Source organism: Rhizobium sp. 007 (genome assembly GCF_015353075.1).
Lineage (GTDB): Bacteria > Pseudomonadota > Alphaproteobacteria > Rhizobiales > Rhizobiaceae > Rhizobium.
In genome coordinates, this window is sequence record NZ_CP064187.1 from 1370611 (window position 1) to 1396517 (window position 25907).

At 60.5% G+C, this 25907-nt stretch carries 22 protein-coding genes; 13 read left to right on the top strand and 9 right to left on the bottom strand.

What is annotated here, in order from left to right; translation table 11 throughout:
* Nucleotides 1-4 precede the first annotated feature (4 nt).
* The 7 genes from ISN39_RS06915 to ISN39_RS06945 all read left to right on the top strand — a co-directional run bounded on the left by ISN39_RS06915 (nt 5) and on the right by ISN39_RS06945 (nt 6319).
* On the top strand, nt 5-196 hold the full coding sequence (locus tag ISN39_RS06915; protein ID WP_074067775.1) for a twin-arginine translocase TatA/TatE family subunit: 192 nt from the start codon (nt 5-7) through the stop codon (nt 194-196).
* 51 nt (nt 197-247) lie between these two features.
* Complete coding sequence (gene tatB, locus ISN39_RS06920) at nt 248-913, top strand: Sec-independent protein translocase protein TatB (protein ID WP_194729564.1); 666 nt, start codon at nt 248-250, stop codon at nt 911-913.
* Nucleotides 910-1737, top strand: a complete 828-nt coding sequence (tatC, locus tag ISN39_RS06925) for a twin-arginine translocase subunit TatC (RefSeq protein WP_194729565.1) — start codon at nt 910-912, stop codon at nt 1735-1737. Before tatB ends, tatC begins: the two co-directional genes overlap by 4 nt.
* Nucleotides 1738-1838: 101 nt before the next feature.
* Nucleotides 1839-3122, top strand: coding sequence for a serine--tRNA ligase (gene serS, locus ISN39_RS06930; protein ID WP_194729566.1), 1284 nt, complete (start codon nt 1839-1841; stop codon nt 3120-3122).
* 4 nt (nt 3123-3126) lie between these two features.
* Nucleotides 3127-3894, top strand: a complete 768-nt coding sequence (surE, locus tag ISN39_RS06935; protein WP_194729567.1) for a 5'/3'-nucleotidase SurE — start codon at nt 3127-3129, stop codon at nt 3892-3894.
* Between the two features lie 6 nt (nt 3895-3900).
* Nucleotides 3901-4554, top strand: coding sequence for a protein-L-isoaspartate(D-aspartate) O-methyltransferase (locus ISN39_RS06940; RefSeq protein WP_074067785.1), 654 nt, complete (start codon nt 3901-3903; stop codon nt 4552-4554).
* A 172-nt stretch (nt 4555-4726) separates the two neighbouring features.
* Nucleotides 4727-6319: a peptidoglycan DD-metalloendopeptidase family protein gene (locus tag ISN39_RS06945; RefSeq protein ID WP_194729568.1), complete on the top strand. Its 1593-nt coding sequence runs from the start codon at nt 4727-4729 to the stop codon at nt 6317-6319.
* 713 nt (nt 6320-7032) lie between these two features.
* Here the strand turns inward: ISN39_RS06945 and ISN39_RS06950 are convergent.
* Entirely contained in the window at nt 7033-7905 is an 873-nt protein-coding gene (locus tag ISN39_RS06950; protein WP_194729569.1) for an ATP-binding protein, read from the bottom strand.
* A gap of 211 nt (nt 7906-8116) precedes the next feature.
* On the opposite strand from ISN39_RS06950, the gene yajC reads away from it, so the two are divergent.
* The 5 genes from yajC (at nt 8117) to ISN39_RS06975 (ending at nt 12827) form a co-directional block, all read left to right on the top strand.
* Nucleotides 8117-8464 (top strand): preprotein translocase subunit YajC, encoded by a 348-nt coding sequence (yajC, locus tag ISN39_RS06955; RefSeq protein WP_022715367.1) that lies wholly within the window; start codon nt 8117-8119, stop codon nt 8462-8464.
* Between the two features lie 43 nt (nt 8465-8507).
* A complete protein-coding gene (gene secDF, locus ISN39_RS06960; RefSeq protein WP_194729570.1) occupies nt 8508-11039 on the top strand; it encodes a protein translocase subunit SecDF in 2532 nt (843 codons plus the stop codon).
* 3 nt (nt 11040-11042) lie between these two features.
* Complete coding sequence (locus tag ISN39_RS06965; protein ID WP_074067794.1) at nt 11043-11429, top strand: Mth938-like domain-containing protein; 387 nt, start codon at nt 11043-11045, stop codon at nt 11427-11429.
* Between the two features lie 2 nt (nt 11430-11431).
* Complete coding sequence (locus ISN39_RS06970) at nt 11432-12283, top strand: phytoene/squalene synthase family protein (protein ID WP_194729571.1); 852 nt, start codon at nt 11432-11434, stop codon at nt 12281-12283.
* Between the two features lie 73 nt (nt 12284-12356).
* Nucleotides 12357-12827, top strand: a complete 471-nt coding sequence (locus ISN39_RS06975) for a hypothetical protein (RefSeq protein WP_194729572.1) — start codon at nt 12357-12359, stop codon at nt 12825-12827.
* A gap of 3 nt (nt 12828-12830) precedes the next feature.
* Here the strand turns inward: ISN39_RS06975 and trmFO are convergent, their stop codons facing one another.
* The 7 genes from trmFO to ISN39_RS07010 all read right to left on the bottom strand — a co-directional run bounded on the left by trmFO (nt 12831) and on the right by ISN39_RS07010 (nt 23676).
* Nucleotides 12831-14264 (bottom strand): methylenetetrahydrofolate--tRNA-(uracil(54)-C(5))-methyltransferase (FADH(2)-oxidizing) TrmFO, encoded by a 1434-nt coding sequence (trmFO, locus tag ISN39_RS06980; protein ID WP_194729573.1) that lies wholly within the window; start codon nt 14262-14264, stop codon nt 12831-12833.
* A 254-nt stretch (nt 14265-14518) separates the two neighbouring features.
* Nucleotides 14519-16192 carry a GNAT family N-acetyltransferase gene (locus ISN39_RS06985; RefSeq protein ID WP_194729574.1) on the bottom strand — a complete coding sequence of 558 codons (1674 nt, stop codon included), beginning with the start codon at nt 16190-16192 and terminating at the stop codon, nt 14519-14521.
* Between the two features lie 130 nt (nt 16193-16322).
* Nucleotides 16323-16814, bottom strand: a complete 492-nt coding sequence (locus tag ISN39_RS06990; RefSeq protein ID WP_039844726.1) for a hypothetical protein — start codon at nt 16812-16814, stop codon at nt 16323-16325.
* A gap of 86 nt (nt 16815-16900) precedes the next feature.
* Nucleotides 16901-18247 carry an HlyD family type I secretion periplasmic adaptor subunit gene (locus tag ISN39_RS06995; protein WP_074067804.1) on the bottom strand — a complete coding sequence of 449 codons (1347 nt, stop codon included), beginning with the start codon at nt 18245-18247 and terminating at the stop codon, nt 16901-16903.
* Nucleotides 18237-20501, bottom strand: coding sequence for a type I secretion system permease/ATPase (locus tag ISN39_RS07000; RefSeq protein WP_246763298.1), 2265 nt, complete (start codon nt 20499-20501; stop codon nt 18237-18239). The genes ISN39_RS06995 and ISN39_RS07000 overlap by 11 nt, the downstream gene beginning before the upstream one ends.
* A 23-nt stretch (nt 20502-20524) precedes the next feature.
* The gene (locus tag ISN39_RS07005) at nt 20525-22549 is read right to left on the bottom strand and encodes a hypothetical protein (RefSeq protein ID WP_194729576.1); all 2025 of its coding nucleotides are present in this window, start codon (nt 22547-22549) and stop codon (nt 20525-20527) included.
* 143 nt (nt 22550-22692) lie between these two features.
* The gene (locus ISN39_RS07010; RefSeq protein WP_074067809.1) at nt 22693-23676 is read right to left on the bottom strand and encodes a fibrinogen-binding protein; all 984 of its coding nucleotides are present in this window, start codon (nt 23674-23676) and stop codon (nt 22693-22695) included.
* 868 nt (nt 23677-24544) lie between these two features.
* Here ISN39_RS07010 and ISN39_RS07015 point away from each other — a divergent pair.
* Nucleotides 24545-25312: a response regulator transcription factor gene (locus ISN39_RS07015; RefSeq protein WP_074067811.1), complete on the top strand. Its 768-nt coding sequence runs from the start codon at nt 24545-24547 to the stop codon at nt 25310-25312.
* 13 nt (nt 25313-25325) lie between these two features.
* On the opposite strand, the gene ISN39_RS07020 is transcribed toward ISN39_RS07015, so the two are convergent.
* On the bottom strand, nt 25326-25652 hold the full coding sequence (locus ISN39_RS07020; protein ID WP_194729577.1) for a hypothetical protein: 327 nt from the start codon (nt 25650-25652) through the stop codon (nt 25326-25328).
* Nucleotides 25653-25907 lie beyond the last annotated feature (255 nt).

The following is a 25907-nucleotide window of genomic DNA, read 5'->3' on the forward strand; positions in this document are numbered from 1 at the left end:
CGTAATGGGTTCTTTTAGCATGTGGCACTGGTTGATCGTTCTGGTCATCGTGCTGTTGCTGTTCGGCCGCGGTAAGATTCCGGAGCTCATGGGCGACGTTGCCAGGGGCATCAAGAGCTTCAAGAAGGGCATCAACGACGAAGAAGCGCCGGACACGGCGAAGACCGTCGATCACAAGGCCGACGAACCGAAGTAACAAGTCCGGGAACGGGTGGCTTTTGCCCCGCTTCCCCTCCAGGAGCCTTGAATGTTCGATATTGGCTGGACCGAGTTGCTTGTCATCGCGGTCGTGTTGATCGTCGTCGTCGGTCCGAAGGATCTGCCGCCGATGCTGCGCGCTTTCGGCAAGATGACGCAGCGTGCCCGCAAGGTCGCCGGCGAATTCCGCGCCCAGTTCGACGAGGCGTTGCGGGAGGCGGATCTCGATGACGTGCGACAGACGATCAGCGATGCGCAGCGGCTTAATCCGGCAAACAGCCTGCGCGAGGCGATGAACCCGCTTCGCCAGATGGGCAACGACATCAAGGCCGACCTGCAGAAGGCAACGGCGGTCGAAAACAAGACCGAAGCGCCACCGGTTACCGTGCCGGCGCCGTCGATGAGCCTGCCCGAAACGCCGCCTGTCGTCGCGCCGGCTCCCGAAGCGGCGCCCGCACCAGCCGTCGCCGAAAAGCCGAAGGCCGTGCGCAAGCCGCGCGCTGCCGCCGAAAAGGCGCTGCCTGGGGCTGCAACCGGGGCTGCAACCGGGGCTGCTCCTGCTGCAAAGCCGAAGCGTGCGGCTGCTGCAAAGACCGCCGCCGCCACGACAGAACCGGCCGCAGCAACAAAGGCTGCGCCAGCAAAGCCTGCTTTGGCAAAGAAGACTGCAGCCGCTCCGAAGAAGACGGCGATGAAGAAGAAGGACGAGGCATGAGCGGTGATATCGAAGACAAGCCGCAGCCGTTGATCGAGCACCTGATGGAGCTGCGCACGCGGCTGATCTGGGCGATAGGCGCGTTTTTCGTCGCCTTTGTCGTCTGCTTCATCTTCGCCAAGCATCTCTTCAACGCCCTGGTTTACCCTTACAAATGGGCAGTCAGCTGGGCCGGCCTCGATGTAACGAAGGCGCAGCTCATCTATACGGCTCCGCAGGAGTTCTTCTTCACGCAGGTGAAGGTCGCGATGTTCGGCGGCCTTGTGATCGCCTTCCCAATCATTGCCGCGCAAATCTACAAGTTCGTCGCCCCCGGCCTCTACAAGAACGAGCGTGCGGCCTTCCTGCCGTTCCTGATCGCATCGCCGGTCCTGTTTCTGCTTGGAGGCGCACTCGTCTATTTCTTCTTCACGCCGATGGTCATGTGGTTCTTCCTGACCATGCAGCAGGCGCCGGGAGAGGGCGATGTCGCGATCTCGCTGCTGCCAAAGGTTTCGGAATATCTGAGCCTCATCATGACGCTCGTCTTCTCCTTCGGTCTCGTGTTCCAGCTTCCGGTCGTCACGACGCTGCTTGCGCGCGTCGGCCTGCTCACCTCGCAGTGGCTTGCCGAGAAGCGCAAGTTTGCGATCGTGCTCGCCTTCGTCGTCGCCGCCGTGCTGACGCCGCCCGATCCGATGTCCCAGATCGGCCTTGCACTGCCGACGATCCTTCTCTACGAGATTGCCATCTACGCTGCGCGAATCGTGGAGCGCCAGCGTTCCCGACAGGCGGTCGAAGAGGCGGACGGGTCTGCGGACGTTGCCAAGACGGACAGCGTCTGAGCGGTTCTCCGAAATTCCCTCCTGAACGCATGCAAAATATCCGGTCGAGGCCCGGTCAGGCTTTGGCTGGGTCATGTCCTTCGTAACGACCCGGAACGACAATGCTCGATATCAAATGGATCCGTGAGAATCCCGAGGCGCTCGATGAAGCACTGGCCAAGCGCGGTGCGGAGCCCTTGGCCCAAAGCCTCATAGCTCTCGATGAGAAGCGCCGCTCCGCCGTACAGAAGGTGCAGGACCTGCAGTCCCGCCGCAACGCCGCCTCCAGGGAGATCGGCGCGGCGATGGCGCAGAAGAACAGCGAGCTTGCCGAAAAGCTGAAGGCCGAAGTCGCCGAGATGAAGGTTTCGCTGCCGGCGGCCGAAGAGGAAGACCGCCAGCTGACGGCCGAGCTCAACGACGCGCTGGCGCGCATTCCGAACGTGCCCCTCGACGACGTACCGGTCGGCAAGGACGAGCACGACAACGTCATCGCTCGCACGGTCGGCGAAAAGCCGCGCTGGAACCACACGCCGAAGGAACATTTCGAAATCGGCGAAACCCTCGGCTACATGGATTTCGAACGTGCCGCCAAGCTTTCCGGTTCGCGCTTCACGGTGCTGACAGGACCGCTTGCGAGGCTCGAGCGGGCGCTCGGTCAGTTCATGATCGACCTCCACACGACGGAACATGGCTATAGCGAAGTCAGCTCGCCGCTGATGGTGCGCGACGAGGCGGTGTTCGGCACCGCACAGCTTCCAAAGTTCGCGGAAGACCTCTTCAGGACGACGGACGGCCGCTGGCTGATCCCGACGGCTGAAGTAACGCTGACAAATCTGGTCTCGGGTGAGATTCTCGAGCAGGAAAAGCTGCCGCTCCGCTTCACCGCGCTGACCCCGTCCTTCCGTTCTGAGGCAGGTTCGGCAGGGCGCGATACGCGCGGCATGCTGCGCCAGCACCAGTTCTGGAAGTGCGAACTCGTGTCGATCACCGATGCCGAGAGCTCGATCGCCGAGCATGAACGCATGACGGCCTGCGCCGAAGAAGTGCTGAAGCGCCTCGGCCTGCATTTCCGCACGATGACGCTCTGCACCGGCGACATGGGCTTCGGCTCGCGCAAGACCTACGATATCGAGGTCTGGCTGCCGGGGCAGAACGCCTATCGCGAAATCTCGTCCTGCTCGGTCTGCGGCGATTTCCAGGCGCGGCGCATGAATGCGCGCTATCGCGGCAAGGATGACAAGAGCACGAAGTTCGTTCACACGCTGAACGGCTCCGGCACCGCCGTCGGCCGCTGCCTGATCGCAGTGCTCGAAAACTACCTGAACGAGGACGGCTCGGTGACTATCCCCGACGCGCTGCTGCCCTATATGGGCGGTTTGACGAAGATCGAACGGGCGGCCTGAAGCGATGCGCATTCTGCTCACCAATGACGACGGCATCCATGCCGAAGGTCTCGCGGCACTTGAGCGGATTGCGCGCACCCTTTCCGACGATGTCTGGATCGTCGCGCCGGAAACGGATCAGAGCGGCCTGGCTCATTCGCTGAGCCTTTCGGAGCCGCTTCGTCTGCGTCAGGTGGCCGACAAGCATTTCGCGCTCCGCGGCACGCCGACCGACTGCGTCATCATGGGCATCAAGCAGGTGATGGACATCAAGCCTGACCTCGTGCTTTCGGGCGTCAATTCAGGCTCGAACGTCGCCGACGATGTCACCTATTCGGGCACCATCGCCGGCGCGATCGAAGGCACGATGCAAGGCGTGCGCTCCTTTGCGCTGAGCCAGGCCTATAGCTATTCCGACGGCGCGCGCATCGTGCCGTGGGAGGTCGCCGAGGCCCATGCGCCGGCGCTACTCGACAGGCTGATGACGGTCGACCTGCCGGAAGGCACTTTCCTCAACCTCAACTTCCCGAACTGCCGTCCGCACGATGTGCAGGGTGCCGAAGTCACAGCCCAGGGCAAGCTCGCCTTCAACCTGCAGATCGATGCGCGCTCCGACGGCCGCGGCTTGCCCTATTATTGGCTGAAGTTCGGCGAGCGTGGCGGCGCCTTTTCAGAGGGCACGGATATTCACGCGCTGAAGCATAATAAGATTTCGGTAACACCTTTGAAACTGGATCTGACCGATTATTCCGTGAAGGACCGCGTGGCGCGGGCGCTTTCAGGTACGGAGTAGGACGTTTTGACGGCACGGCTGGTCGAGAAGGAAGGTTTTGCGGCACTCGTCTTGAGGCTGCGGGCGGAGGGTATCTCAGACATCGATCTCCTGACGGCCGTCGAGCAGACGCCGCGCTCGCTTTTCGTGCCGCCGCAATTTTCCGACGACGCCTATTCCACCCGGACGATCCCGATCGAGTGCGGCTCGTTCCTGGAAGGCGTCGATCTTGCCGTCCGCATCCTGCATCTTTTGAAGGTCAAGCCCGGTCAGCGTGTGCTTGAAGTGGGTACCGGCAGTGGCTTCACCGCAGCTGTCATCGGCCGCATCGCCGAGCGCGTGCTGACGATCGACCGCTACAAGACGCTGACGGCCAATGCGCAGCGCCGCATGGATCAGCTCGGCCTTCGCAGCATCGTCGTCCGGCAAGCCGATGGCAGCAACGGCCTGCAGGGCGAGGGGACTTTCGACCGCATCCTGGTGACGGCTGCTTTCAATTCCATGCCGCGCTTTTATGCGGACCAGCTCGTCTCCGGCGGTTCGATGATCGCGCCGCTGATGATCTCCGAGGGCCAGTGCCGCATGGTCCGGCTGACGAAGACCGGCAGCCGCTTCGAGCGCGAAGAGCTTTTCGACGTACCTTATTTGCCCATCGTGCCGAGATTGGCTTCCCAGCTCTGAGGCCATTTTGGCGAGCATTTCCAGTGTGTCCGGCGGCTATGATTTCTCACCCGCAAAACTATGGTTATCAATTCCTCAAAAAAATCGCACTGATTCCAGCGCTTTAACCGGGTGGTAACACTAACGCGCTTTAATATACCCACGAATGGTTGAGTTATGAGTGGGTCGAGTCATGCGTTTTAGCGTTTCGCCAAAGTTCGGAAAGCCGGCCGGCAATCTCTTGTTTATTGCCTTGCTGGCAAGCACCGCAACGGGCTGCAGTTCGGATGTGACCCGCTTCGGCGGCCTCTTTGCCGGGTCGGGCCAGGATCAGATGACGACCGGTTCTGTACCGAGGCGGAACATGAGTGGCTCGCAGGGCGATCCGGTCCCGAGCGCCGATCTTCAGTCCGGAATGGCTCAGCCCTCATACAATGCCAGCAATGACGCACTGAATCAGCCCTATCCGGCGACGACCGGAACGACAAGCTCCAGCGCGCGCCTTGCGTCTGCTCCAGTTTCTGTCCAGCGCACCGAACTTGCCGCGCCGACGGGCGCATCCCCCGCGCCGTCGCGCGAAAAGCAGATCGCCATGGCGCAGCCGTTGCCGGCGGCTCCTTCCGGCTCGCAGGCTCCCCGCCAGAGGCAGGCTGCTCCGAAGCTGGCTGCGCCCGATCCGATGACGACAGGCACGACGCCGAAGGTGTCCGGATGGTCGGCGGCCAACGCGCCTGCTGTCCTGGTGCGTCCGGGCGAAAATCTGGCAACGCTCGCCAACCGCTACGGCGTTCCCGAAAAGGAAATCCTCCGCGTCAACAACATGAAGTCGGCCGCTGCCATCAAGCCGGGCGAAACGATCCTCATCCCGACCTTCAACGGCGGCAGGAATGCTGCCAAGGCTTCCGCGCAGGCCGCCGACCTTTCCAAGACCGGTAAGCTTCCGCAGCCTTCGAAGACGCCGGACCAGAATCTCGCGGTGTTGCCGGGCGCAAACGCTGCTCGCGACAAGTCGCAGGCAAGCGCGGATGCTGCCGCGGGCAAGATTGCGGCCGGTGCCGGAAAGGACCCGAATGCGGGCGGCGGCACTTACACGGTCAAGCCGGGCGATTCCCTGGCCAAGATTGCCAAGGCGACCGGCACGAAGATCGATGATCTCAAGGCTGCGAACAACCTTTCCGCAAGTTCGATCCGCATCGGCCAGACACTGACGATCCCGAACGGTTCTAGTTCCGCCGATCAGACGAAGACTGCGTCCATTCCGGCCAAAGCCGAACCGAAGCCTGCTGCTCCGGCCGCAGTTGAAACGGCGTCCGCTCAGCCGGCCGCCTACCAGGCGCCGGTCGCAACGCAGACCGTCGACGAAGTCGAGAAGAAGTCCGATGTCGCCTCCGCAGCCCCCGAATCGACCGGCATCGGCAAATATCGCTGGCCGGTGCGCGGCGCCGTCATCGCCGCTTACGGCGCGAACGTCAATGGCAGCCGCAACGACGGTATCGACATCTCGGTGCCGCAGGGCACGCCGATCAAGGCCGCCGAAAACGGCGTGGTCATCTATGCCGGTAACGGTTTGAAGGAGCTCGGCAACACCGTCCTCATCCGCCACGACGACGGCACGGTGACCGTCTACGGCAATGCCGACACGCTGAGCGTCGCCCGTGGCCAGAAGATCCAGCGCGGCCAGACCGTCGCCGTCTCCGGCATGAGCGGCAGCGTCAAGCAACCGCAGGTCCACTTTGAAGTCCGCAAGGACGCCTCGCCGGTCAATCCGATCACCTTCCTCGAGTAGGTAAAGCGTCTCGGGGAAGTGCAAAAGCCCGGCTGACCGCCGGGCTTTTGTCGTTTGTGCGCCAGGCATGGCGCGTGGTGTGCGAACACCGTTTGGCCGGGGTGGTATCCGGCCGATGACTTGGAGGTGAGAGTCCTCTGCGGGCCCTGGTGATGGGAACCGTTAGCTGAACAGCAAGGGCGTTGCCGCGAGGCGGGGTCTGAAGGAAGCTGTAGGCAAAGTGCCGGCCTGACGAACAGGAAGCGCATATGAGGCGTCCGCATCCGGGCGAGGGGGCAAACACACCCGAAGCCCGATATCACCCGGAGGGTGCGGGCGTAGATGCGACAGGTATTTGGCACGAAGGTCACGCGTCTTACCCTGGGAGGTCTGCCGACCTGCCCCTGGTTTTCTACCGGCGTCGAAAGGTGTCGGGATGGGGCGGCAGACAGACGCCGTAGTAGCCGGACCAACCGGTGAAGGGCCGAACATGTCGACGGAGGCCGGACCGCTTTTCCGACCGCCTTGAGCAGATGCCTCGCAAGGGGGCCTAAGCCGGAGGTAGCGGGCGGAACCCGCGAAATAAGGCTGGGCGCTTGTAGGGCGGCGGGCATTGGGGACCATGAAACCGAGCGCGACATGAACCGCCGTGTACGGAACCGTACGCACGGTGGTGTGGGAGGAGGGACGCCGCAAGGCTCCCTCCTACCCGATTGCAGCAGCCGTGGGTCGGCTCAGTCGCGGGCGAGCACGACGCGCATGCGCCCTGCGAGATCCTGGATGTACTGCCATGCGACACGCCCGGAGCGCGCACCGCGCGTGGTCGCCCATTCCAGCGCTTCCGCATGCATCTTCTTTCGATCGAGCGTCAGCTTGAAATGCTCGGCATAGCCGTCGATCATCGTGAGATAGTCTTCCTGGCTGCATTTGTGGAAGCCGAGCCAAAGACCGAAACGGTCGGAAAGCGATACCTTCTCTTCGACGGCCTCGGATGGATTGATCGCGGTCGACTGCTCGTTCTCCATCATATGCCGCGGCAGCAGGTGGCGACGGTTGGAGGTAGCGTAGAAAAGCACGTTGTCCGGCCGGCCTTCGATGCCGCCGTCCAGCGCTGCCTTGAGCGACTTGTAGGCGGTATCGTCATGGTCGAAGGAGAGGTCGTCGCAGAAAACGATGACGCGATGCGGCACCTCCTTCAGGATATCAAGCAGGGTCGGAAGGCTCGCAATGTCCTCGCGATGCACTTCCACAAGCTTCAGCGAAACGCCGCTTTCGCGCCGCACGTCCTCATGCACGGCTTTGACCAGCGACGACTTGCCCATGCCGCGCGCGCCCCAGAGCAGCACGTTGTTGGCGGCAAATCCCTCGGCAAAGCGCACCGTGTTTTCGTGCAGGATGTCACGCACGTGGTCGACGCCGCGGATGAGCTTCAAGGCAACACGGTTCGGCCGCGCGACGGGCTGCAGATGCGTGCGGGCAGGCGACCAGACGAAACAGTCGGCGCCATTCCAGTCGTTGACGCCGGGCGCCGGGCCTGCCAGCCGCTCGACCGCATTGGCAAGCCGCCTCAGCTCCTGCAAAATGACGCTGTTCAATTCTTCGGCCATTGCATGTCCTCCTGAATTTCCTGCCGCGGCATGCGCGCCCGAGGGTTTCGACGCGCAGTAGCATGGCCTTTCCACAGCGGAAAGGTTATGAGACAGGGGAATCGGTACGCCCGCAGGCTGTTTTTGTTGCATTCGTTCTTGCCGCAACTATAGTCCGGCCACCCGAAAAAGAGAGGCGGATATACGCCGCCCGTAGTTGAGGAGCTTATCCATGTTCATCACCCCGGCATTTGCCCAGGCCGCACCGGATGCCGCTGCGTCGCCCTTCGGCTCCGGCTTCGAAATGATCATCCTGTTCGTGCCGCTGATGGTCGTCTGGTACTTCCTGCTGATCCGTCCGCAGCGCGCCCAGGCCAAGAAGCGTGCAGAAACCTTAAGCGCGATCCGCCGCGGCGACCAGGTCGTCACGGCCGGTGGCCTCGTCGGCAAGGTAACGAAGGTCGTCGACGACAAGGAACTGGAAGTCGAAATCGCTGAAGGCGTGCGCGTTCGCGTGGTCCGCAGCGGCATCGCCGACGTTCGCGTGAAGGGCGAGCCCGTAAAGGCAGACGCCGCGTAATTCCGGCAGGCAGATCAGCCGGATCAGAGGTGTCGAGACTGAAATGCTCCATCTTTCCCGTTGGAAAACAGTTCTGATCTGGCTCATTGTCTTTGTGGCGGCGCTCGGCGCCGCCCCAAATCTTTTCACGGACGTCTCGCTGCCGGGCTGGATACCGCACAAGCGGGTGGCTCTCGGCCTCGATCTTCAGGGCGGTTCGCATATCGTGCTGAAGGCGGAGCGATCCGACATCGTCAGGAAGCGGCTCGAAAACACCGTTGCGAGCGTGCGCGGCAGGCTGCGCGAAGCGGGAATTCGCTATACGGGCCTTGCCGGCAATGGGCAGACCATTCAGGTCCGCATCACCGATCCGAACCAGATCGATCGGGCCGTCAGCGTTCTGACGCCGCTGATAGCTGCGGCAACCGGAGCCCGGGATCCCGACGTCACGCTCTCGAAAGGCAATGACGGCCAGCTGACGCTGCAAATCACCGGCAAGGCGATCGGCCGAAGCCTGTCGGCGGCGCTCACACAATCGGTCGATATCGTTGGCCGCCGTGCCGTCGAGGCAGGCGGGATCGATCCTGTCATCGAAACCCGCGGCCCGGATCGATTGTCCGTGCAGGTGCCGGGTCTCGCCGACCCGCAGCGGTTCAAGGATCTTTTGAGCCAGGATGGCCGGCTTTCCTTCCACCTGATCGATAGCAGCATGTCGCCGCAGGATGCGATGAGCGGCACCGTGCCGGCGCGCTCGCGGATCGTCTATTCGCAGGACGACCCGCCGAACGCCTTTCTTGTAGAGCGCACGGAAGTGCTGTCGTCGGCCGATCTGAGCGATTTCCAGGTCGAGCCTGGCAACGACGAAGACAGTTCCATCCTGACCTTTCGCTTTAATCCCGAGAGTGCCAGGCGATTTGCCGAGCTGACGCAGAACAATGTGGGGCGGTCCCTCGCGATCCTGCTGGACGATCAGGTCATTGTCGCACCCGATATCCGCGAACCGGTCACCGGCAATAGGGGCGAGATACCGCTCAACTATTCGCAGGAAGAAACGGAAGACCTCGCCGCAATCTTGCGCTCCGGGGCGCTTCCCGTAACGCTGACGATTGTCGAGGAGCGGACGATCGATCCCGGTCTCGGCGCCGGATCCATCCTCTCCGGCCTCGTCGCAGGGTTTGTCGGCGCCGTTTTCGTGATCGGCCTGATGGTAGCGTTCTACGGTATCCTCGGTGTGATTGCCGGCGCTGCGCTTGTGGTCAACATCATGATGATCCTTGCGATTCTCAGTCTTTCGGGAGCGCCGCTGACCTTGCCGGGTGTTGCAGGCATCGTGCTGACGATCGGCATTGCGGTCGATGCCACCGTTCTGATCTACGAACGCATCCGCGAAGAGGTCAAAGGCGGCGCGCATCTCGATCAGGCGATCGGCGTAGGCTATTCCAGAGCCTTTATGACCGTCGTCGATGCCAATATCACGACCTTGATTGCCGCCGCGATCCTCTTCTACCTCGGAAGCGATGCGATACGCGGCTTTGCGGTCACGCTTGCGATCGGCATTCTAACGACGGCGTTCACTGCCTTCCTCTTCACACGCCCGCTGGTCGTTGCCTGGGTGCGCCACCGCCGCCTCAAGCATCTGCCGAAGAGCGTCCACACCGATCTCTTCGACGGCACGAACATCCGCTTCATGGGCATCCGCCGCTACAGCTTCACCGCGCTTGCGGCCCTTTCGCTCGTTTCCATGCTAGCCGTAACGACGATTGGCATGAATCTCGGCATCGATTTCACGGGCGGCTCCGTCATCGAAGTGAGATCCAAGCAGGGACCGGCCGATCTTGAGGATATCCGTTCGCGGCTGAGCCAACTGAATATAGGCGATATCCAGGCCAGGCGCCTGCGTGATGCCTCAAACGCCATCATCCGCATTGAAGCGCAGGGCGGCGGCGAAAATGCCGAGCAGTCGGCAATCACCCTCGTGCGCAGCGAGCTTGCGGACCAGTATGATTTCCGCCGCGTCGAAGTCGTCGGCCCCGCCGTTTCCGGCGAGCTGACGAAGTCGGCGACGCTCGGCGTTCTTGCTTCGCTTGCGGCGATCCTCGTCTACATCTGGTTCCGCTTCGAGTGGCAGTTCGCCGTCGGCGCCATCATCGCGACGCTGCACGACGTCATCCTGACGCTCGGTTCCTTCGTCGTCACCGGGATCGAATTCAATCTGACGAGCATCGCCGCATTGCTTGTGATCGTGGGCTATTCGCTGAACGACACCGTCGTCGTTTACGACCGCATGCGCGAAAACCTGAAGCACTTCAGGAGGATGCCGCTACCGATCCTGATCGACGCCTCGATCAACCAGACGCTGTCGCGCACGATCCTGACGTCTGCCACGACGCTGCTTGCGCTGCTTGCGCTCTACCTCTTCGGCGGCGAGGTCATCCGCTCCTTCGCGCTCGTCATCCTTTTCGGCGTTGCCGTCGGAACCTTCTCCTCCATTTATATTGCAGCACCGGTACTGATCCTCTTCAGGCTTCGCCCGAAGACCCTCGACGAGAAAGAGGATGGGGCCACCGATGAAAAATCCGGAAAGGCCACAGTGTAAGCCATGGCTAAAGGCATCGAAATCCGCGAGGCCCATTTCCCCGGCCGCGCTCCCGTCGACACGTACGGAAATGGCGGCTTCCGCTTTGCCGATATGTCGCATCGCGGCTCCATCCTCTGCCTTCCATCCGGCATCTACGGCTGGGACATGGACATGTCGAAGGCGCTCTCCGTCGAGAGTTTCCGGAGAGTGCTGGATGAGGCAGATGACATCGAGGTTCTGCTCGTCGGGACAGGCACCGAGCTTCGCCGCTTGCCGCCGGAGCTGAAGGATGCCCTGAAGGCCCGCGGTATTTCCTCCGACCCGATGAGCACGGGTGCTGCCGTCCGCACCTTCAACATCATGCTCGCAGAATCGCGCGCCGTCGCGGCGGCCCTGATCGCGGTCTGACAATGACGGACAAACCGATGAGCAACCAGGAGATCTGCCTGGCGATGCTGCGCGACAGCGACCGCGATCGCTATCTCGCCTGCCTTTTGTCTCCGCAGGACAAGCGCGGCGCACTCGCAGCCCTTTACGCCTTCAATGCCGAACTCGCCCGCATCCGCGATCTCGTGCACGAGCCGCTGCCCGGTGAGGTGCGCATGCAATACTGGCGCGATCTGCTGGAAGGCAGCGCCCACGGCTCGACCGAGGCCAATCCTGTTGCCGCATCCTTGCTGAGCGCGATCGAGGCCCACCGCCTGCCGCGCCAGACGCTCATCGACATGATCGATGCGCGCATCTTCGATCTCTACGACGATCCGATGGAAACGCGCACCTCACTCGAAGGCTATGCCGGAGAGACGGCCTCCGCGCTGATCCAGCTGGCAAGCCTCGTCTTGTCGGCGGACGAGGCGGCGAAATCCGCGGAGGCCGCGGGCCATGCCGGTGTCGCACAGGCTATTGCCGGCATGCTGCTGCTGATGCCGCTGCACCGCCATCGCGGCCAGCTCTATATTCCGCTCGAAATTCTGAGCGCCACCGGACTCGATCGCGATAGCTTTTTGGCGGGCAAGGACAAGGCGCGCATTTCCGCTGCTATCGAAGCCTTCGTCGGTCTTGGCCGCGATCATCTCGCAAAGGCCCGTGCGGTCGTGCTCCCGCCCGCCATTTTCCCAGCCTTCCTGCCTGTGACGCTTGCCGAGCCAATGCTGATGAAGGCGCAGAAGGCTGGTGCTGGACTGCTTGATCAATCGCTGCAACAGCCGCAATGGCGCCGTCAGCTCGGCATGACGCTGGCGCTGATACGCAAGAAAATCTGAATCTGTTCAAATTCGCGCAAGGCTCGGGCACTATAAGCGGACAACCGCTAAGCCTGAATCGGAGAAAACGGCGTTGAGCATGATCGTCTGGTCCGTCATTTTTGCCCTTGTGGTCTTCCTGGCCTTCGTCGCGACCCGTTTGGCGGCGCAGAACAAGGATGAGGAGGGCTTTCACGATACCGGTCTCGCCATCCTGGAATTCAATCGTGCCTTCCCGCACGAGGCGATCCGCCAGCTTCAGGCGACGGCCGACGGTCAGGTGGTTTTCGTGCGACTGCACGACAACAAGGCGGGCTTCATGCGCAATATGCACCGCCACTTCTCCTGCCATGTGCTGGAGCCGGGCAGGGTGCGCGTCGTCAGTTCGGAAACGGGAAGGGGCCTGGTCATCGATTTCCTCGATCACCCGCATCACAACGGCGTTTTCGAATTCGCTTCCGCCAAGGAGGCAGCCGAAGTTTCGCTCTGGCTGCTCGGCAATTACGTCGCCGACGCAGACCTTGCGCTGCCGCCGAGCGAAAGGCCGGCAGCCAACAATCAGTAAAACTCAGGCGCTCTCTGCAAAAGGCGCGCTCTGGCCGAGCCATGCGGCGCAATCGGCAAGCGCGCGCTTGGCGATCAGCTGCCGCTTCAGGATGGTCTTGTCCTTGCCGCGGAAGCGTTTGACGCCCTCCGGCTTGACGATCGAGCCGGGCCGCAGGTCCGGAAACAGGCCGAAATTGATGTTCATCGGCTGGAAGGAGCGCTTGCCCGGTTCCTCGTCGGTGACGAGATGCCCGCCGGTGATATGTCCAAGCAGCGAACCCAGAGCCGTGGTCGCCGGCGGCAGCAATACCGCTTCGCCCTTGCGTTCGGCGGCGGCGAAACGCCCCGCCATCAGCCCGACGCTGGCGCTTTCGACATAGCCCTCGCAGCCGGTGATCTGGCCGGCAAACCGCAGCCCCGGCCGCGACTTCAAGGTCAGCGAGGGATCGAGCAGCGTCGGCGAATTGATATAGGTGTTGCGGTGCAGGCCGCCGAGGCGGGCGAATTCGGCGTTCTGCAGACCCGGGATCATCCGGAAGATTTCCGCCTGCGCGCCGTATTTCAGTTTAGTCTGGAACCCGACCATGTTGTAGAGCGTACCGAGCGCATTGTCCTGACGAAGCTGCACGACGGCATAGGCTTTGACCGATGGATTGTGCGCGTTGGTCAGCCCCATCGGCTTCATAGGCCCGTGGCGAAGCGTCTCGCGACCGCGCTCCGCCATCACTTCGATCGGCAAGCAGCCGTCGAAATAGGGCGTGCCTTCCCACTCCTTGAAGCCGACGGTGTCGCCAGCGATCAGCGCGTCGACGAAGGCATTATACTGCTCCTCGTCCATCGGGCAGTTGATATAGTCCTTGCCGGTGCCGCCGGGACCGACCTTGTCGTAGCGCGACTGATACCAGCAGATGTCCATGTCGATGCTGTCGCGATAGACGATCGGTGCAATCGCATCGAAGAAGGCAAGCGCGTCCGCACCCGTTTCTTCCTGGATTGCCGCAGCCAGTGACGGCGCCGTCAGCGGTCCGGTGGCAACGATGGCCAGATCCCACTCCTTCGGAGGCAGCCCGGTCACTTCCTCGCGAACGACGCTGACGAGCGGATGGTCGTCGATCACCTTCGTCACTGCGTCCGAAAAGGCCTCGCGATCGACGGCGAGCGCCCCGCCCGCTGGAACCTGATGCTTGTCGGCGCAGGCCATGATGAGCGAGCCTGCCATGCGCATTTCCGCGTGGATCACGCCGACGGCATTGCTCGTCGCGTCGTCGGAGCGGAAGGAATTGGAGCAGACGAGCTCCGCAAGGCCGTCGGTCTTATGCGCATCGGTGCCGCGCACGCCACGCATTTCGTGCAGGATGACCGGCACGCCGGCATTGGCAATCTGCCATGCGGCCTCCGAGCCGGCGAGCCCGCCGCCGACGACGTGGATAGGGGAATAGGAAGAGGTCTTGTTCATGCGCGGCTGATATCACGCCCGGCGCGAACAGGGAACTCCCGGCGTGAAAAAGCCGAACCAGGCGGCAATGCCACAAGATACCGATCCCGAAATTGTGGCTGGCGATTGCACCAGGGGATCGTGTGTCGCAGTCGTCGAGGAATGCCCAGCACTTCCTCCTTGGCGTGGATTCCGTCGAATCCAGCGCCACGCGGATCTCGTGATGCGCGTGCCAGTCTATATCGGTGCGGCAGTCTCTGTGAAAAAGCATGGCCTCATGCAGGCACCAGTTCCGTCGCTCCGCACTCGAATTTTGCCGAAACCCTGCCGGTCTGGTTCCGTCGCGACGTCTTCTGCCGTTTGCTTGCAGCAACCGGCGCCGCTGCGGCCTGTTCGGTTTCGCTGACGATCCGCCGCAAAGCCTCGCGCGACTTTTCAGCGAATTTCCGCTGCACTGGATTGTCGTAGTTATATTGCTCGACCATGGCGAAGACGCGTGCAGCCTCCGGCTGGCGGCCCGCCGCCGCCAGTGCCACGCCTTGCTTGTAGTGCGCCTGCGCGTCGTAGGGCGAGCGTTCGATGATGCGGCCGAAAGTCCTCGCAGCCTCCTCGTAGGTGCCGAGCGCGAGTTGCGTGTCTCCAAGACGCAGATAGACCGGATTCGGGTCGTCGATGCGGCCGATAAGCGCCGTGAAGCCGGCCTCGGCTTCGTGCAGCTTGCCCTTCTCGAACATCAGGCTCGCCAGCCCGAACTCCGCACCCATATGGCTGGGGACGGTTTCGAGAAGCTGCCGGAACGCCGCTTCGGCAAAAGCTTTGGCGCCGTCGCGGTACATCTGCAGCGCTTGGTCGTAGACGAAGGGGATGCTGCGGGGATGGATCACGTCACCGAGATTGCGGCCGCTGCGCGTGCGGAACAATGTGCAGCTGATCCGGCGCTCGTCGGGGCCGAACATGTATTTATAGGGCTCGTTACCGCGCAGGAAGTCGTATGTCTTGAATCCGTCCGCGATCGCCCTGCGAATGCAGTAGCCATGCAGGATGAGGCCGGGCGAGGGCGTCTTCCAGGTCTCGTCGCGGCCGGTGATGTAAAAGAGGATCGACTTCTTCTGCCGGTCGACGATGTTGGCCAGTGCGCCGAGCGGCCGGTCGCCGTACCACATCACCGGCACATCGAGATTGCCGTCCTTGAAGCTGTCCATCAGCAATTGGCGCGTCGCGCCGATCAGCCGTTCGGTGCGTTCCTTGCCCTTCCGCCCAATCCACTTCGTGCGCCACAGCTCGAAGAGAATATCGAGGTCGCGGTCGATGGTTTCCGGCGTCGCCATCGTGATGCGATAGTCGTCGTCGCTCTCGACCTTGCGCAGGAAGCGCCGCAGTTTCTGGCGCGTCTGGCTGCTCATCTTCTGTTCCAGATAGTCGTCAAAGCTCGGTGGCAGCGTGACGACCGGGCAGATGCAGTTGTCTATGTTCTCGGGATTTTGCGGGGAGCTGTCGCGGAACATCACCTCCGGCCCCTGCAGCGCGCGAACCAGTGCTTCGCGCCGTTGCGGAGGGCCGCTGAAATATTCCAGCTTCAGATGCGTCCAATTCTGCCGTTTCAGATAGGCGGCAAATCCGGCGATCGCGTGCTGCTCATAGTCCGGCTGCGCGATGAAGCCGGTATAGTCGGCCGAAAAATTGCCGGCCATGATGATCTCGTCGAAAAAGACGCCGGTCTTCTTGTCATGCTGGGTGGTGACACGCAGAGGAAAGAAGGCGACGTAGGGAGAGCGATCCTCCCGTTCGCGCAGCGCTAGGATGAACCAGCGTTTGCGATGAAAAAGATAGGACTTGAGCCATATCCAGGACACGAAGTGTTGCGCATGAGGATCGTCCATATAGACCCGATCCCAGTCTTCGCGGACAGCCTCGAAGCCGGCCTCGGTGTCGATCACGTCAATGCGCATGGTCCCCTCCCAATACCCATAACACATTCGGGAGGCTTCATTCTAAGGGCAAATGCAGGGCTTCAAATATGCCGTTCGGATGAAACGTTTGTATTAAATATGATTAGCCGCCGGGGGTTAGGAGCAGGGGCTAAAGCTCGCCGGATACATGCGAGCTTGCGTTGATGAAGCTCCAGAGCGATTGGCTGATCGAGACGATCTCGGCGATCGATTTCTCCAGCGCCGCAATCTCCTTTTCGTCGAGTTGCTCGACCTTGCCGTAGCTGATTTCCTTGTCGTCCTCGACGAAGCGCATCAGTTGCGTGCCGGAGATCTGGCCCTTGTCGTCGAAGGAATAGATGCAGTGGTTATACTTGTTGCGCATCTTGGATTCCTTCTTCATGCGCGACATGGCGTGAAGAACGGCCTTGCGGTCTGCTGCTGGCGTGGAATGCAGCTTTGCGAGGCGCTCGACCAGGTCGATCCTCGCCCGTGTCGTGTTGAGCGTCAGGAACACGACGATCGCCGCGTCCTTCTGGATTTTGAGAAGGTGGGCAATGATGTAGATCAGCAGGCTTTCGGTATTGGTCCAGACATAGTTCAGGCGGCCGACCCGCAGCAGCACGTCAGACATAGCCGCCATGAAAGCCTCCCTCCGTCGATCCTCTGGTGAAACGATACTTCAGATCGCCGTGAGAGGCTTTTGTTTTCTTTTGCTGACTGCTGCCATCAGCGTTCCTTGAATGCACGCGACATGCTGTCGGTGATCGGTTTCGTCAGATACTCGAAGAAAGTGCGTTCGGATGTCTGGATCAGCACGTCGGCCGGCATGCCGGGCACCGGATGGAAGCCGTGAACCCGGCTGATCTCGTCGTCGGGTATTTGGACACGCACGATATAGACATCCTTCACCTGCTGGCCGGCATTTTCCTCGATCGAGTCTGCGGAAACGTAGAAGACGTTGCCGTTGAGCACCGGCGTCGTGCGCCGGTTGAGTGCCGAAAGGCGTATGGCCGCCGTCTGGCCCTCATGCAACTGGTCGATCGACGTGCGCAGTACCTGCGCTTCGATGATGAGCGGCACATGCGCGGGCAGGATTTCCATGATCGGCTTGCCGGTGGTGATGACGCCGCCTGCGGTGTGATAATAGCTGCGCACGACGGTGCCGTTGACCGGCGAGCGGATGACCGTGCGCTCGAGGACGCCTGCTGCTTCGCGAACCTGCTCGCGCACGCTGTCGAGCTCGGATTCGGCAGTTTCCAGCGCGTCGAGTGCGGCCTGCTTATTGGAGTTGACGGCGATGACCGCTTCCTGACGGAACTTGGCGACTTCCGCCTCGCTTTCATTGAGCTCGCCCGTCAGCCGCGATATATCGCCCAGTGCATCGGCCATGGCGCGTTCGATCGCCAGAAGGTCGGTCTTGCGCATATAGCCGACCTTGACGAGACGCGCCTTGGAATCGCGCTCTTCGGTCAGAAGAGACAGCTGGCGCTCGAAGGCCTCCTTCTGGCCGTTGTATCCCTTGAAGCGGTACTCCAGCGATTTGATGTTCTTATCGATGAGGTTGAGCTGTTCTTCCAGCTTGATCTGCTTGCTGTGGAAAACAACGTTCTGGCTCTGGATGATCGCGTTGACGTCTGGGTCGCTCGCCTCGGCCATGACGATGTCGGGTATCTTGAATTGGCGGGCGCCTTGGGCCTCGGCGCGCAGCCGAGCCACCACCGCTTCAAGGCGCAGGCGCCGCAGCTTCAGCATCCGCTCGTTGGAGAGCGCGGCCGTCGGGTCGAGTGTCACCAGAACATCGCCTTCCTTGACGACATCGCCTTCGCTGACGCTCATTTCCTTGATGATACCGCCTTCGAGATGCTGCACGATCTTGTTGTTGCCGGTTGCGACGAAGCTGCCCTGCGCGATGATTGCGGAGGCAAGCGGTGCGGTTGCCGCCCAGAAGCCGAAGCCGCCGAAGGAGGCGAAAAGGACGCCGAGCCCGATGATGCTGTGATAGCGGATGGAGCGCGGCACTTCGCTGTACCATTCGATCGGGTTGCCGGCCGGTTGCGGCTTTTTACTCACCATTGTCGTTACCTTCGATACGCGGCGGCTGCCGGCCGTTACTCTTGGAAAGCGCTTCCATGACCTCGGTACGCTCGCCGAACATGGCGACGGAGCCCTCCTTCAGAAGCAGGATCTTGTCGACGCACTGAAGCAGGGCGGGGCGCTGCGTGATCGTTACCGTCGTGATGCCCTTTTTCTTCGCATGGATGAGGGCACGTGCAAGCGCTGCCTCGCCCTGCGAATCGAGGTTGGAGTTCGGCTCGTCGAGAACGACGAACTTCGGATCGCCGAAGAACGCACGGGCAAGCGCGATACGCTGTTTCTGGCCGCCGGAAAGCGGAGCACCATCGGCGGCAACGATCGTCTCGTAGCCCTGTGGGAAGCTCGCGATCAGCTCATGCACGTCGGCAAGCACGGCCGCCTCGTAGATCTGCTGGTCTTCGACGTCGTCGCGCATGCGCGATATGTTGGCCTTGATCGTACCGGGAAAGAGCTGAACGTCCTGCGGCAGATAGCCGATGCTTTCGCCGAACTGCCGTTGGTCCCAGTTGCGCAGGTCCATGAGGTCCAGGCGCACGTTGCCGGAAGTCGGCAAGATCGAGCCGACGAGCATCTTGCCGAGCGTCGTCTTGCCGGAGCCGGAATTGCCGATGATCGCCAGCGATTCGCCCTTCTTCAGGGAGAAGGAGATGCCGTTCAGGATCACCTTCTTCTGCGGCGGCGGTACGAAGAGAATACGCTCGACATCCAGCCGGCCTTCCGGATTGGGCAGCCGCAGCCGCGGAAAGTTCAGCGGCGAGGTGATCAGCAGCTGCTTGATCCTGCCGAAGGCAGACGCCGACTTGTTGAACTGCTGCCAGCCTTCGATTGCACCTTCGATCGGCGCCAGCGCGCGGCCCGAAACGATCGAGGCCGCAATCACCATGCCGCCCGTCATCTCGCCCGAAAGCGACAGATGCGCGCCCCAGCCGAGCAGCGCGACCTGCGTGATCATGCGGCAGGCCTTCGAGACGCCGGAAAAGACGATATTCCGGTCCTGCGCCGAGACATGCGATTTCAGCGAGCCGGCCGTCTCTCGGCCCCACATCTTCACCGCCTCGGGGATCATGGAGAGCGCATTGATGATCTGCGAGTTGCGCGACATGGAATCGAGGTGGAAGTTCGCGCGGCTGAGATAGCCGTTCGCCTCCGCGAACTGCCGCGCCGTGAACTTCTGGTTCAAATAGGCGATGACGAAGAGCACTGCGCAGCAGGTCATAATGATGAGACCGAGATGTGGATGCACCAGATAGACCACGACGACGAAGAGCGGCATCAGCGGTGCATCGAGAAAGGCGATGAGCGTGCCTGAGGTCAGGAAGGACCGCAATTGCTGCAGATCCTGCAGCGTCTGGTAGTCCCTGCCGTTGCTGTGCAGCGATGCGCGAGCGGCGGCACTCAGGATCGGCGCCCCGAGTTGCACTTCGAGCTCGACCGCCGTGCGCATCAGAATGAAGCGCCGGATCGAATCCATGAAGGCCTGCAGGATGACGGCGCCCAGAACGGCAACCGTGAGCATGACCAGCGTATCGATCGAACGGCTCGTGAGCACGCGGTCGGAAATCTGGAAGAGATAGAGAGGGATCGCAAGCAGCAACACGTTGATGGCGATCGTGAAGGCCATGACGATGACCATGTTGCGCCGGACAGCTGCGATACCCCTTGCGAGACTAACGGCAAAGTTCACCGGTTCGCTGCGCTTGTGGAAGCTGGCGCCGCCACCGCCGCCACCGCCACCACCGCCAAAATCGGGGGTCTTGCCGTTGTTGCCGCCGTCGTTACGCTGGCGGCGCTCGTTCTCCCTGATTGGCCCGCGATTGCCGTCGATCGTCTTGCCGAAGGGAATTGCGGGATTGGCCTTTGCCTCGCTCTGATCACCCGGCGTCTTGAGCGGCACGATGGGCGTGTCAGGCGTTGCCTTGGCAACGGTTTCCCCGGCCTTCGCCTGTTTTGTCGACCACTCAGGACTTGGGATGGCGCGCGAGCGTAGCGGGATCAGCGGGACCGTCTCCTCGGCTGGATTTTCGATCGGCTCAGGGGCTTTTTCGGCCTTCGGCTCGGCGGGCGAAACGGACTGCGCCGGCGCCGTGCGGTTCTCCGTGAGCTTCCGCAGGCTCGCAACGGCTTCGTCGATCGCCGACATGCAGGCAACCGTCAGCGTTTCGTCGACGCGGCCGGTACTGCCAAATCTGAGCGAGCGGTCGGCGGAAAGCGTCTGTTTTGAAATATGATTCACGTAACGTCTCCCTCTGGCTCCGGTTAGGCGACGACGGTTTGCATTACGTCGGCCGGTTGAGCCAGCGTCCATGAAAGGTCATGACCTGCGTTGATGACCGCGTCCTCGGATCCACCAAGCGGCTCGTCCTCCCCGAGGAATGCGATAACTTCATTGGCGAGATGATCGCTGTTCGGCTGTGGCTGCGATGTGTCGTGCTCCACCAGGCCGCCCTGGATCAGGATGGCATCCGAATAGAGCTGACCGGCAAGGTAGGTCGTCTGGCCGAAGCTGTCGTAATCGGTAATCTGCGCGATGTTGACGACCGCATTGCTGCCCGTGTCGATCTTTATATCGGCGCCCTGGTTGTGCTCGAGAATGTTCGATACGGCCTGTGTCACGTCGTCGGAATCGCCAAGGATGCTCACCTGCTTGATGATGTTCACATCGTAGAGATTGCCGGTGATGTAGAGGACGTTGAGGCCGATATAACCTTCGAAATTGCCGTCATGCGATAGCCCCGACGGCATCGCCGCATCGCGGTCCTCGATTGCCTTTTGCGTCTGCACCACATAGTCGGGCATCGCTTCGAAACGGTCGTTTGCGCCGACGTTATGGATAGATGCGAGGTTCCAGATCAGATTGTTGCCGGATTGCACGATGGCTCCTGGAGCCCCGTCCTCGGCGCGCACCCAGTCGTTGTCGTAGAGCAGGGCGATCTGCGAAATGACATTCATGTCGAGGATGTCGCCGCCGACGATGATCAGGTCGTACTGCATGCCGATGCCGAGGAAGGAGGCAAGGTTGACGGCGGCATTGCCACCTGTCAGCACGGTTGCCTCCGAACCGGTCGTCGTTACGGTCATCGTGTCGTTGTCGCTGATGAAGTGATACTGCTCGATCCAGTTCACGAAGGAAACATCGCCTTCGATCACGCTGACGCGCCATGCGGTCGGAAAGATCGTCTCAGCCGCCGGTTCTGCTGTGTCCGGCTTTCCGTCGTCGTAAGTGCTGCGCTCGAAAATCGCGATGTTGTTCGCAACGGCCGTCGCGCTATCGTCATGATTGAAGACGGAAGCGATCTCGTCGCGATCGCTGTAGACGTAAAACTGCGAAATCGCATCGATCTGATGGTAGTTGCCCATCACGGCGATAACCGGCGATATGATCGCCGTCTCGGTGATCTCCACCACGTTTGCAAGCACATTCGCGCCTGCGGCCACATCGAGGCTGTTTTCGCTGCCGCCGTCCTGTTCCACGGGTACGTCGCTTTTCTCAGGCTCCGTGGGCGGCGTTGCGGTGCCGCGGTCGGGCATGAAGTCGTCGATCGAAGGCGCTTCTTCGACGAGCTGACCGTTCACATAAGTATAAGTACTAATGCCGTCGATCTGGTTGTCTGGGAGTACGATGATCTGCGGTTCGCCGCTTTCCATCGTCGTGGCGCTGCTCTCGCGCGCCGCCTGGATGTACTCGTGGATATCGTCCGCGATCGCCCGCAGGCCTTCCTGCGTATCGACGCGATCATAGGAAGAGAAGGGCGTAAAGGCGTCCGCCTTCTCGCTGAATTCCATGAGGCGGTGTGTGACGAAGCTCGTGTCGCGCAGCTCCGGCTGATCGCCGGTCATATTCAGGTGGTCGTCGTCGATCAGCATATTCGCCTGGGCGACATGGCTGATGACCGAGCCTGGTCCCTGGAAGACTTCGAGTTCTTCTTCCTCCTCCTCGCCGGGAAGGTAGACATTGGCGCCGAAATGTGGAGCGCTGAGATCGCGCGATGCAATCTCGGCCAGCTTCTTCAGGGTCTCTTCGAATACGCCGCCGAAGTGGCGCGGATCTCCGTAGTTGATATCATAGCTGACGGATCGGTAATCGACGCCTGGATCGTAATCTTTCAGCTGAAGGTTCGAAGTAAAGGCCGGGCTGAAAGCCTCGTCCTCTGACAGCGAAGGATCTGCTTCGCGCGGACGGGCGCCGTCCAGGTAATTGCTTCGCATCCGCGCTTCGTCGGTTGCAGCGCCGAATAAGCCGATAAAATGGGCAACGATTTCCGAAATCTTCTCTGCATGCATGACGGCCCCTCCCGTTCAACACGGTGTCCGGCCCGAAAGGCAGCAAACTCATCGATGACGAGCTATTCTTCTCTGCCGCTTCTCAAGCCACCAAACTGCACCGGCGGATTGCCGGTGCAGTTTGTTTCCGCACTGGTTGGAGGTCAGGCTCCAGAGTCGGCGTCGTCTCCCGCCAGGTTGCCGCCTACGACGCTGCTGTCGAAGGTGTTGGAGAGCAGGTTGGCGCCCTGAACGACTTCCAGATGGAAGCCGGAATTGGCAATGATCGCCGAAGCGTCTGCCGTGCTCGTGCCGGTGACGTCGTCGCCTGCGCCGCCATCCCAACCGCCGTCGCTGATGTCGATGCCTTCCGAGCCGAAGGCCTTGCCGCCGTCCGCTTCGAGATGGTTGCGGGCCCCTTCGTTATCCATCTTGATGTTCCAGGCACTGTCCTGGTCGGCAAGATGATTTGCCTGGACAGCGCTGAAGCCGTTGCCGCCAGCACCGAGCGAGCCGTTGAGGATGTTGTCGACATCAAGCGTGAACGAGAAGTTGTCACCGATATTGAGGTTGCCGCCGGCGATCCCGAGATTGTCGAAATCCTTGACGTCTTCAAGAACGGCGAAGTCTGTGTCCGTCTTGTTGAAGCTGTCGGTCGTCGTCGTATTGTGGCTGTTGGTATCGGTGATCGTCTTGATATCGGTGTCAGTATCCGTGATCGTCTTGATATCGGTATCGGTAATGGTCTTGATGTCGGTGTCCGTCTTGGTGCTGGTGAACGTGTCGTTGTCGCTGTACGACTTGCTGTCGTAGCTCCAGTCATAGTCGGTCTTGACGTCCGTATCGGTGATAGTGGTCGTCTTGGTGTTGGTGATGTTGTCGTTGTCGCTGTACGACTTGCTGTCGTAGCTCCAGTCGTATGAGTTGTCGCGGTTGTCGCCGTTGTTGGCATCGACATCGATCTTGGAGTCCACGTCCACATCGACGCTGCTGTCGCTGTTGTTGCGGTTGTCGCCGTTTGCCACACCGCCGACATAGCCGGTGGAGCCGTCTTCTACGTCAGTATCGTTGATTGCAGTATTGGCGAAGCCGTCGGCAAGTGCGCCGACATTCGTTTCATCGCCGCCATTCGGATAATTGTAGCTCATTTCGCATTTCTCCAAAAAAATTCGGAGCAGCTTTCGAAATCCCTTTCATCTCAACGGGATTTTGCTCGCGCTTGCTCCGATACTGTTACAGATCGGCAGATGTAAGCACTACCTTGTCACCTGCGCTTGATGTTCCGGTTTGTAGATCAAACCCTCATTGAACTGCGCGTTACTAAGTACAAAGGCGCAGGTATCCTGATCCGCAATTGTAAGATTGCAGACTTGATGCACTTATTTCTTTGAGTTACCCCAGCTAAGGCGCCGCGATACCGCAGACACTAGGTGGTATTCGACGCCTCCCATGTCGCCATTTGGCAACGATGCGACTGTGGCCGAGAAAATATTATGTTGATAGATACCAATTCGGGCTAGCGAACCAGGAATTACTGCAATCAGCCGGAAGTAATCATGGAAAATAGACCAGCGAAGCACTCGGGCATCCAGTCGCGCCCTCGCATACTGATGCCGCAAGGCCGCTGGCCTGGCGTTCCGAAGGTTCAGCTTGCTGGTTTTGCGGCCAGAACGTTTTCATAAGTAACTTCTTAGTTCGCTGCCGCGATGGTAAAATACCAAAAATAGTCTGTCTTTTATATTGGCACACAAAATACCATTTCGAGGCAAAAATATTGGAACATATAGCCCACAAGTTAGCTGTACTTACGCCGATACAACCGGAACAATAGGAAATATCACTTTAAATCTGCAAAAACTAACCCATTTGGGCCATTTATTTTCGTATCTGTTCATATTACCATAATTAAGAAATGGCTAACTAACTAAGACGGAAATTTTTAGGGCACACCTCTTTGGGTGTTTTCACATTATCGCCCAAAGCATCTGTAACGTGTAACGCTATGGGGAGGCGTAAATGTTCATGACGGCGTCAAAGACGGGGGATGCCGACCAAAGCCGAAAGTTCGGCCCGGCCGGAGATACAATACTGGTCATTGCAAATGCGGATTTGTTCTCCGAATGCCTGGCAGAGGCTTTGGCGAAGAAATTCGCAGGCTGCGAAGTGGTGAGCAAGGGCTATTCAAAAGCCATGCTGGAAAACGACGCAAATGACGCCAAGCTCGTGCTCTTCTATCATATAGCGGGCCCCGAGCTGAACGAGGCGCTTCAGGTCGTGCGGGAAAACCACCCGTCGACGTCGATCGGTCTCGTCGTCGAGGCGATCGACATGCTGGAGCCCTATATAAACCGGCTGGTCGAAGCGCGGGTCATCGATGGCGTGCTGCCGCTCAATCTCCGCCTCGACGTGTTCATGGCGGCGGTCGACCTTCTGATGAAGGGCGGCGAGCATTTCCCCTCGGCGCTGCTTAACCGGCTCACGGCCGCGCAGCCGGAAAAATCGCTTTACGACACGAAGTCGGTTGCTGGAGCCGGTGCCGGCACTTTGAGGCTTCGCCAAGGCGATCTTTCCGCGCTCACCACCCGCGAAGTCCAGATCCTGGATCTGATCTGCAAGGGTACGCAGAACAAGATCATCGCCGATGAGCTGCACCTTTCCGAAAACACAGTGAAGGTTCACGTACGCAACATCTATAAGAAGATGAATGTCCGCAACCGCACTGAGGCCGCTTCACGCTTCTTCAACAATGAAGCCGGCAACGCATCGGGCAGGTGGCGAAACTAGACCCTCAGGGTCGTCAGGTGGCCGGTCGCGCGAAGCAGCGCGACTTCTGGCCGAACCCGCTCGGCGTGCAGATCCAGGGCGCGGACCCATAATAAACCTTGGACCCCGCGCTCACTGGCGTCGCTTTGTTGCTCGCCACCGCATAGCTGTAGACCTTGCTGCTGCGCGGCACTTTGGTAACCACGGTTTTTGCCGGCTTTGCATTGGACGCAAGTGTCAGGTCGTCATCGACGGCCGCACATGAAATCGGTCCTGCAGCGATGAGCATCAGCCCAAAAGCTAGCGCAGTCCTGCGAACGGCATCCGACGTCCGCATTCCGGTGAAATCGAAGTTCCGCATCGCTCGTTCCCCTCAACAAGGCAGCCTTTTGCCTGCCTTCCGCTCCCATGTCTAGAACGTATTGGTTGAGCGAAGCTTGCATTGTCGATTCAATAATCAAATCCAACATGGTTAAGCAGGATTAAACACGCTTATATCAACTGTATTACAAGAGTAATCAATTCGAAATAGCCCACGCTTTTCATGTTGACGGAATATAAAAGCCTAATATCATCAACCATAGATAGACTTGAATTGGCGGGTTAGGCCAAAAAC

Coding starts and splice junctions, on each gene's coding strand:
- ISN39_RS06915 (WP_074067775.1), top strand. CDS start 5: ATGGGTTCTTTTAGCATGTGGCACTGGTTGATCGTTCTGGTCATCGTG.
- tatB (WP_194729564.1), top strand. CDS start 248: ATGTTCGATATTGGCTGGACCGAGTTGCTTGTCATCGCGGTCGTGTTG.
- tatC (WP_194729565.1), top strand. CDS start 910: ATGAGCGGTGATATCGAAGACAAGCCGCAGCCGTTGATCGAGCACCTG.
- serS (WP_194729566.1), top strand. CDS start 1,839: ATGCTCGATATCAAATGGATCCGTGAGAATCCCGAGGCGCTCGATGAA.
- surE (WP_194729567.1), top strand. CDS start 3,127: ATGCGCATTCTGCTCACCAATGACGACGGCATCCATGCCGAAGGTCTC.
- ISN39_RS06945 (WP_194729568.1), top strand. CDS start 4,727: ATGCGTTTTAGCGTTTCGCCAAAGTTCGGAAAGCCGGCCGGCAATCTC.
- ISN39_RS06950 (WP_194729569.1), bottom strand. CDS start 7,905: ATGGCCGAAGAATTGAACAGCGTCATTTTGCAGGAGCTGAGGCGGCTT.
- yajC (WP_022715367.1), top strand. CDS start 8,117: ATGTTCATCACCCCGGCATTTGCCCAGGCCGCACCGGATGCCGCTGCG.
- secDF (WP_194729570.1), top strand. CDS start 8,508: ATGCTCCATCTTTCCCGTTGGAAAACAGTTCTGATCTGGCTCATTGTC.
- ISN39_RS06965 (WP_074067794.1), top strand. CDS start 11,043: ATGGCTAAAGGCATCGAAATCCGCGAGGCCCATTTCCCCGGCCGCGCT.
- ISN39_RS06970 (WP_194729571.1), top strand. CDS start 11,432: ATGACGGACAAACCGATGAGCAACCAGGAGATCTGCCTGGCGATGCTG.
- trmFO (WP_194729573.1), bottom strand. CDS start 14,264: ATGAACAAGACCTCTTCCTATTCCCCTATCCACGTCGTCGGCGGCGGG.
- ISN39_RS06985 (WP_194729574.1), bottom strand. CDS start 16,192: ATGCGCATTGACGTGATCGACACCGAGGCCGGCTTCGAGGCTGTCCGC.
- ISN39_RS06990 (WP_039844726.1), bottom strand. CDS start 16,814: ATGGCGGCTATGTCTGACGTGCTGCTGCGGGTCGGCCGCCTGAACTAT.
- ISN39_RS06995 (WP_074067804.1), bottom strand. CDS start 18,247: ATGGTGAGTAAAAAGCCGCAACCGGCCGGCAACCCGATCGAATGGTAC.
- ISN39_RS07005 (WP_194729576.1), bottom strand. CDS start 22,549: ATGCATGCAGAGAAGATTTCGGAAATCGTTGCCCATTTTATCGGCTTA.
- ISN39_RS07010 (WP_074067809.1), bottom strand. CDS start 23,676: ATGAGCTACAATTATCCGAATGGCGGCGATGAAACGAATGTCGGCGCA.
- ISN39_RS07015 (WP_074067811.1), top strand. CDS start 24,545: ATGTTCATGACGGCGTCAAAGACGGGGGATGCCGACCAAAGCCGAAAG.
- ISN39_RS07020 (WP_194729577.1), bottom strand. CDS start 25,652: ATGCGGAACTTCGATTTCACCGGAATGCGGACGTCGGATGCCGTTCGC.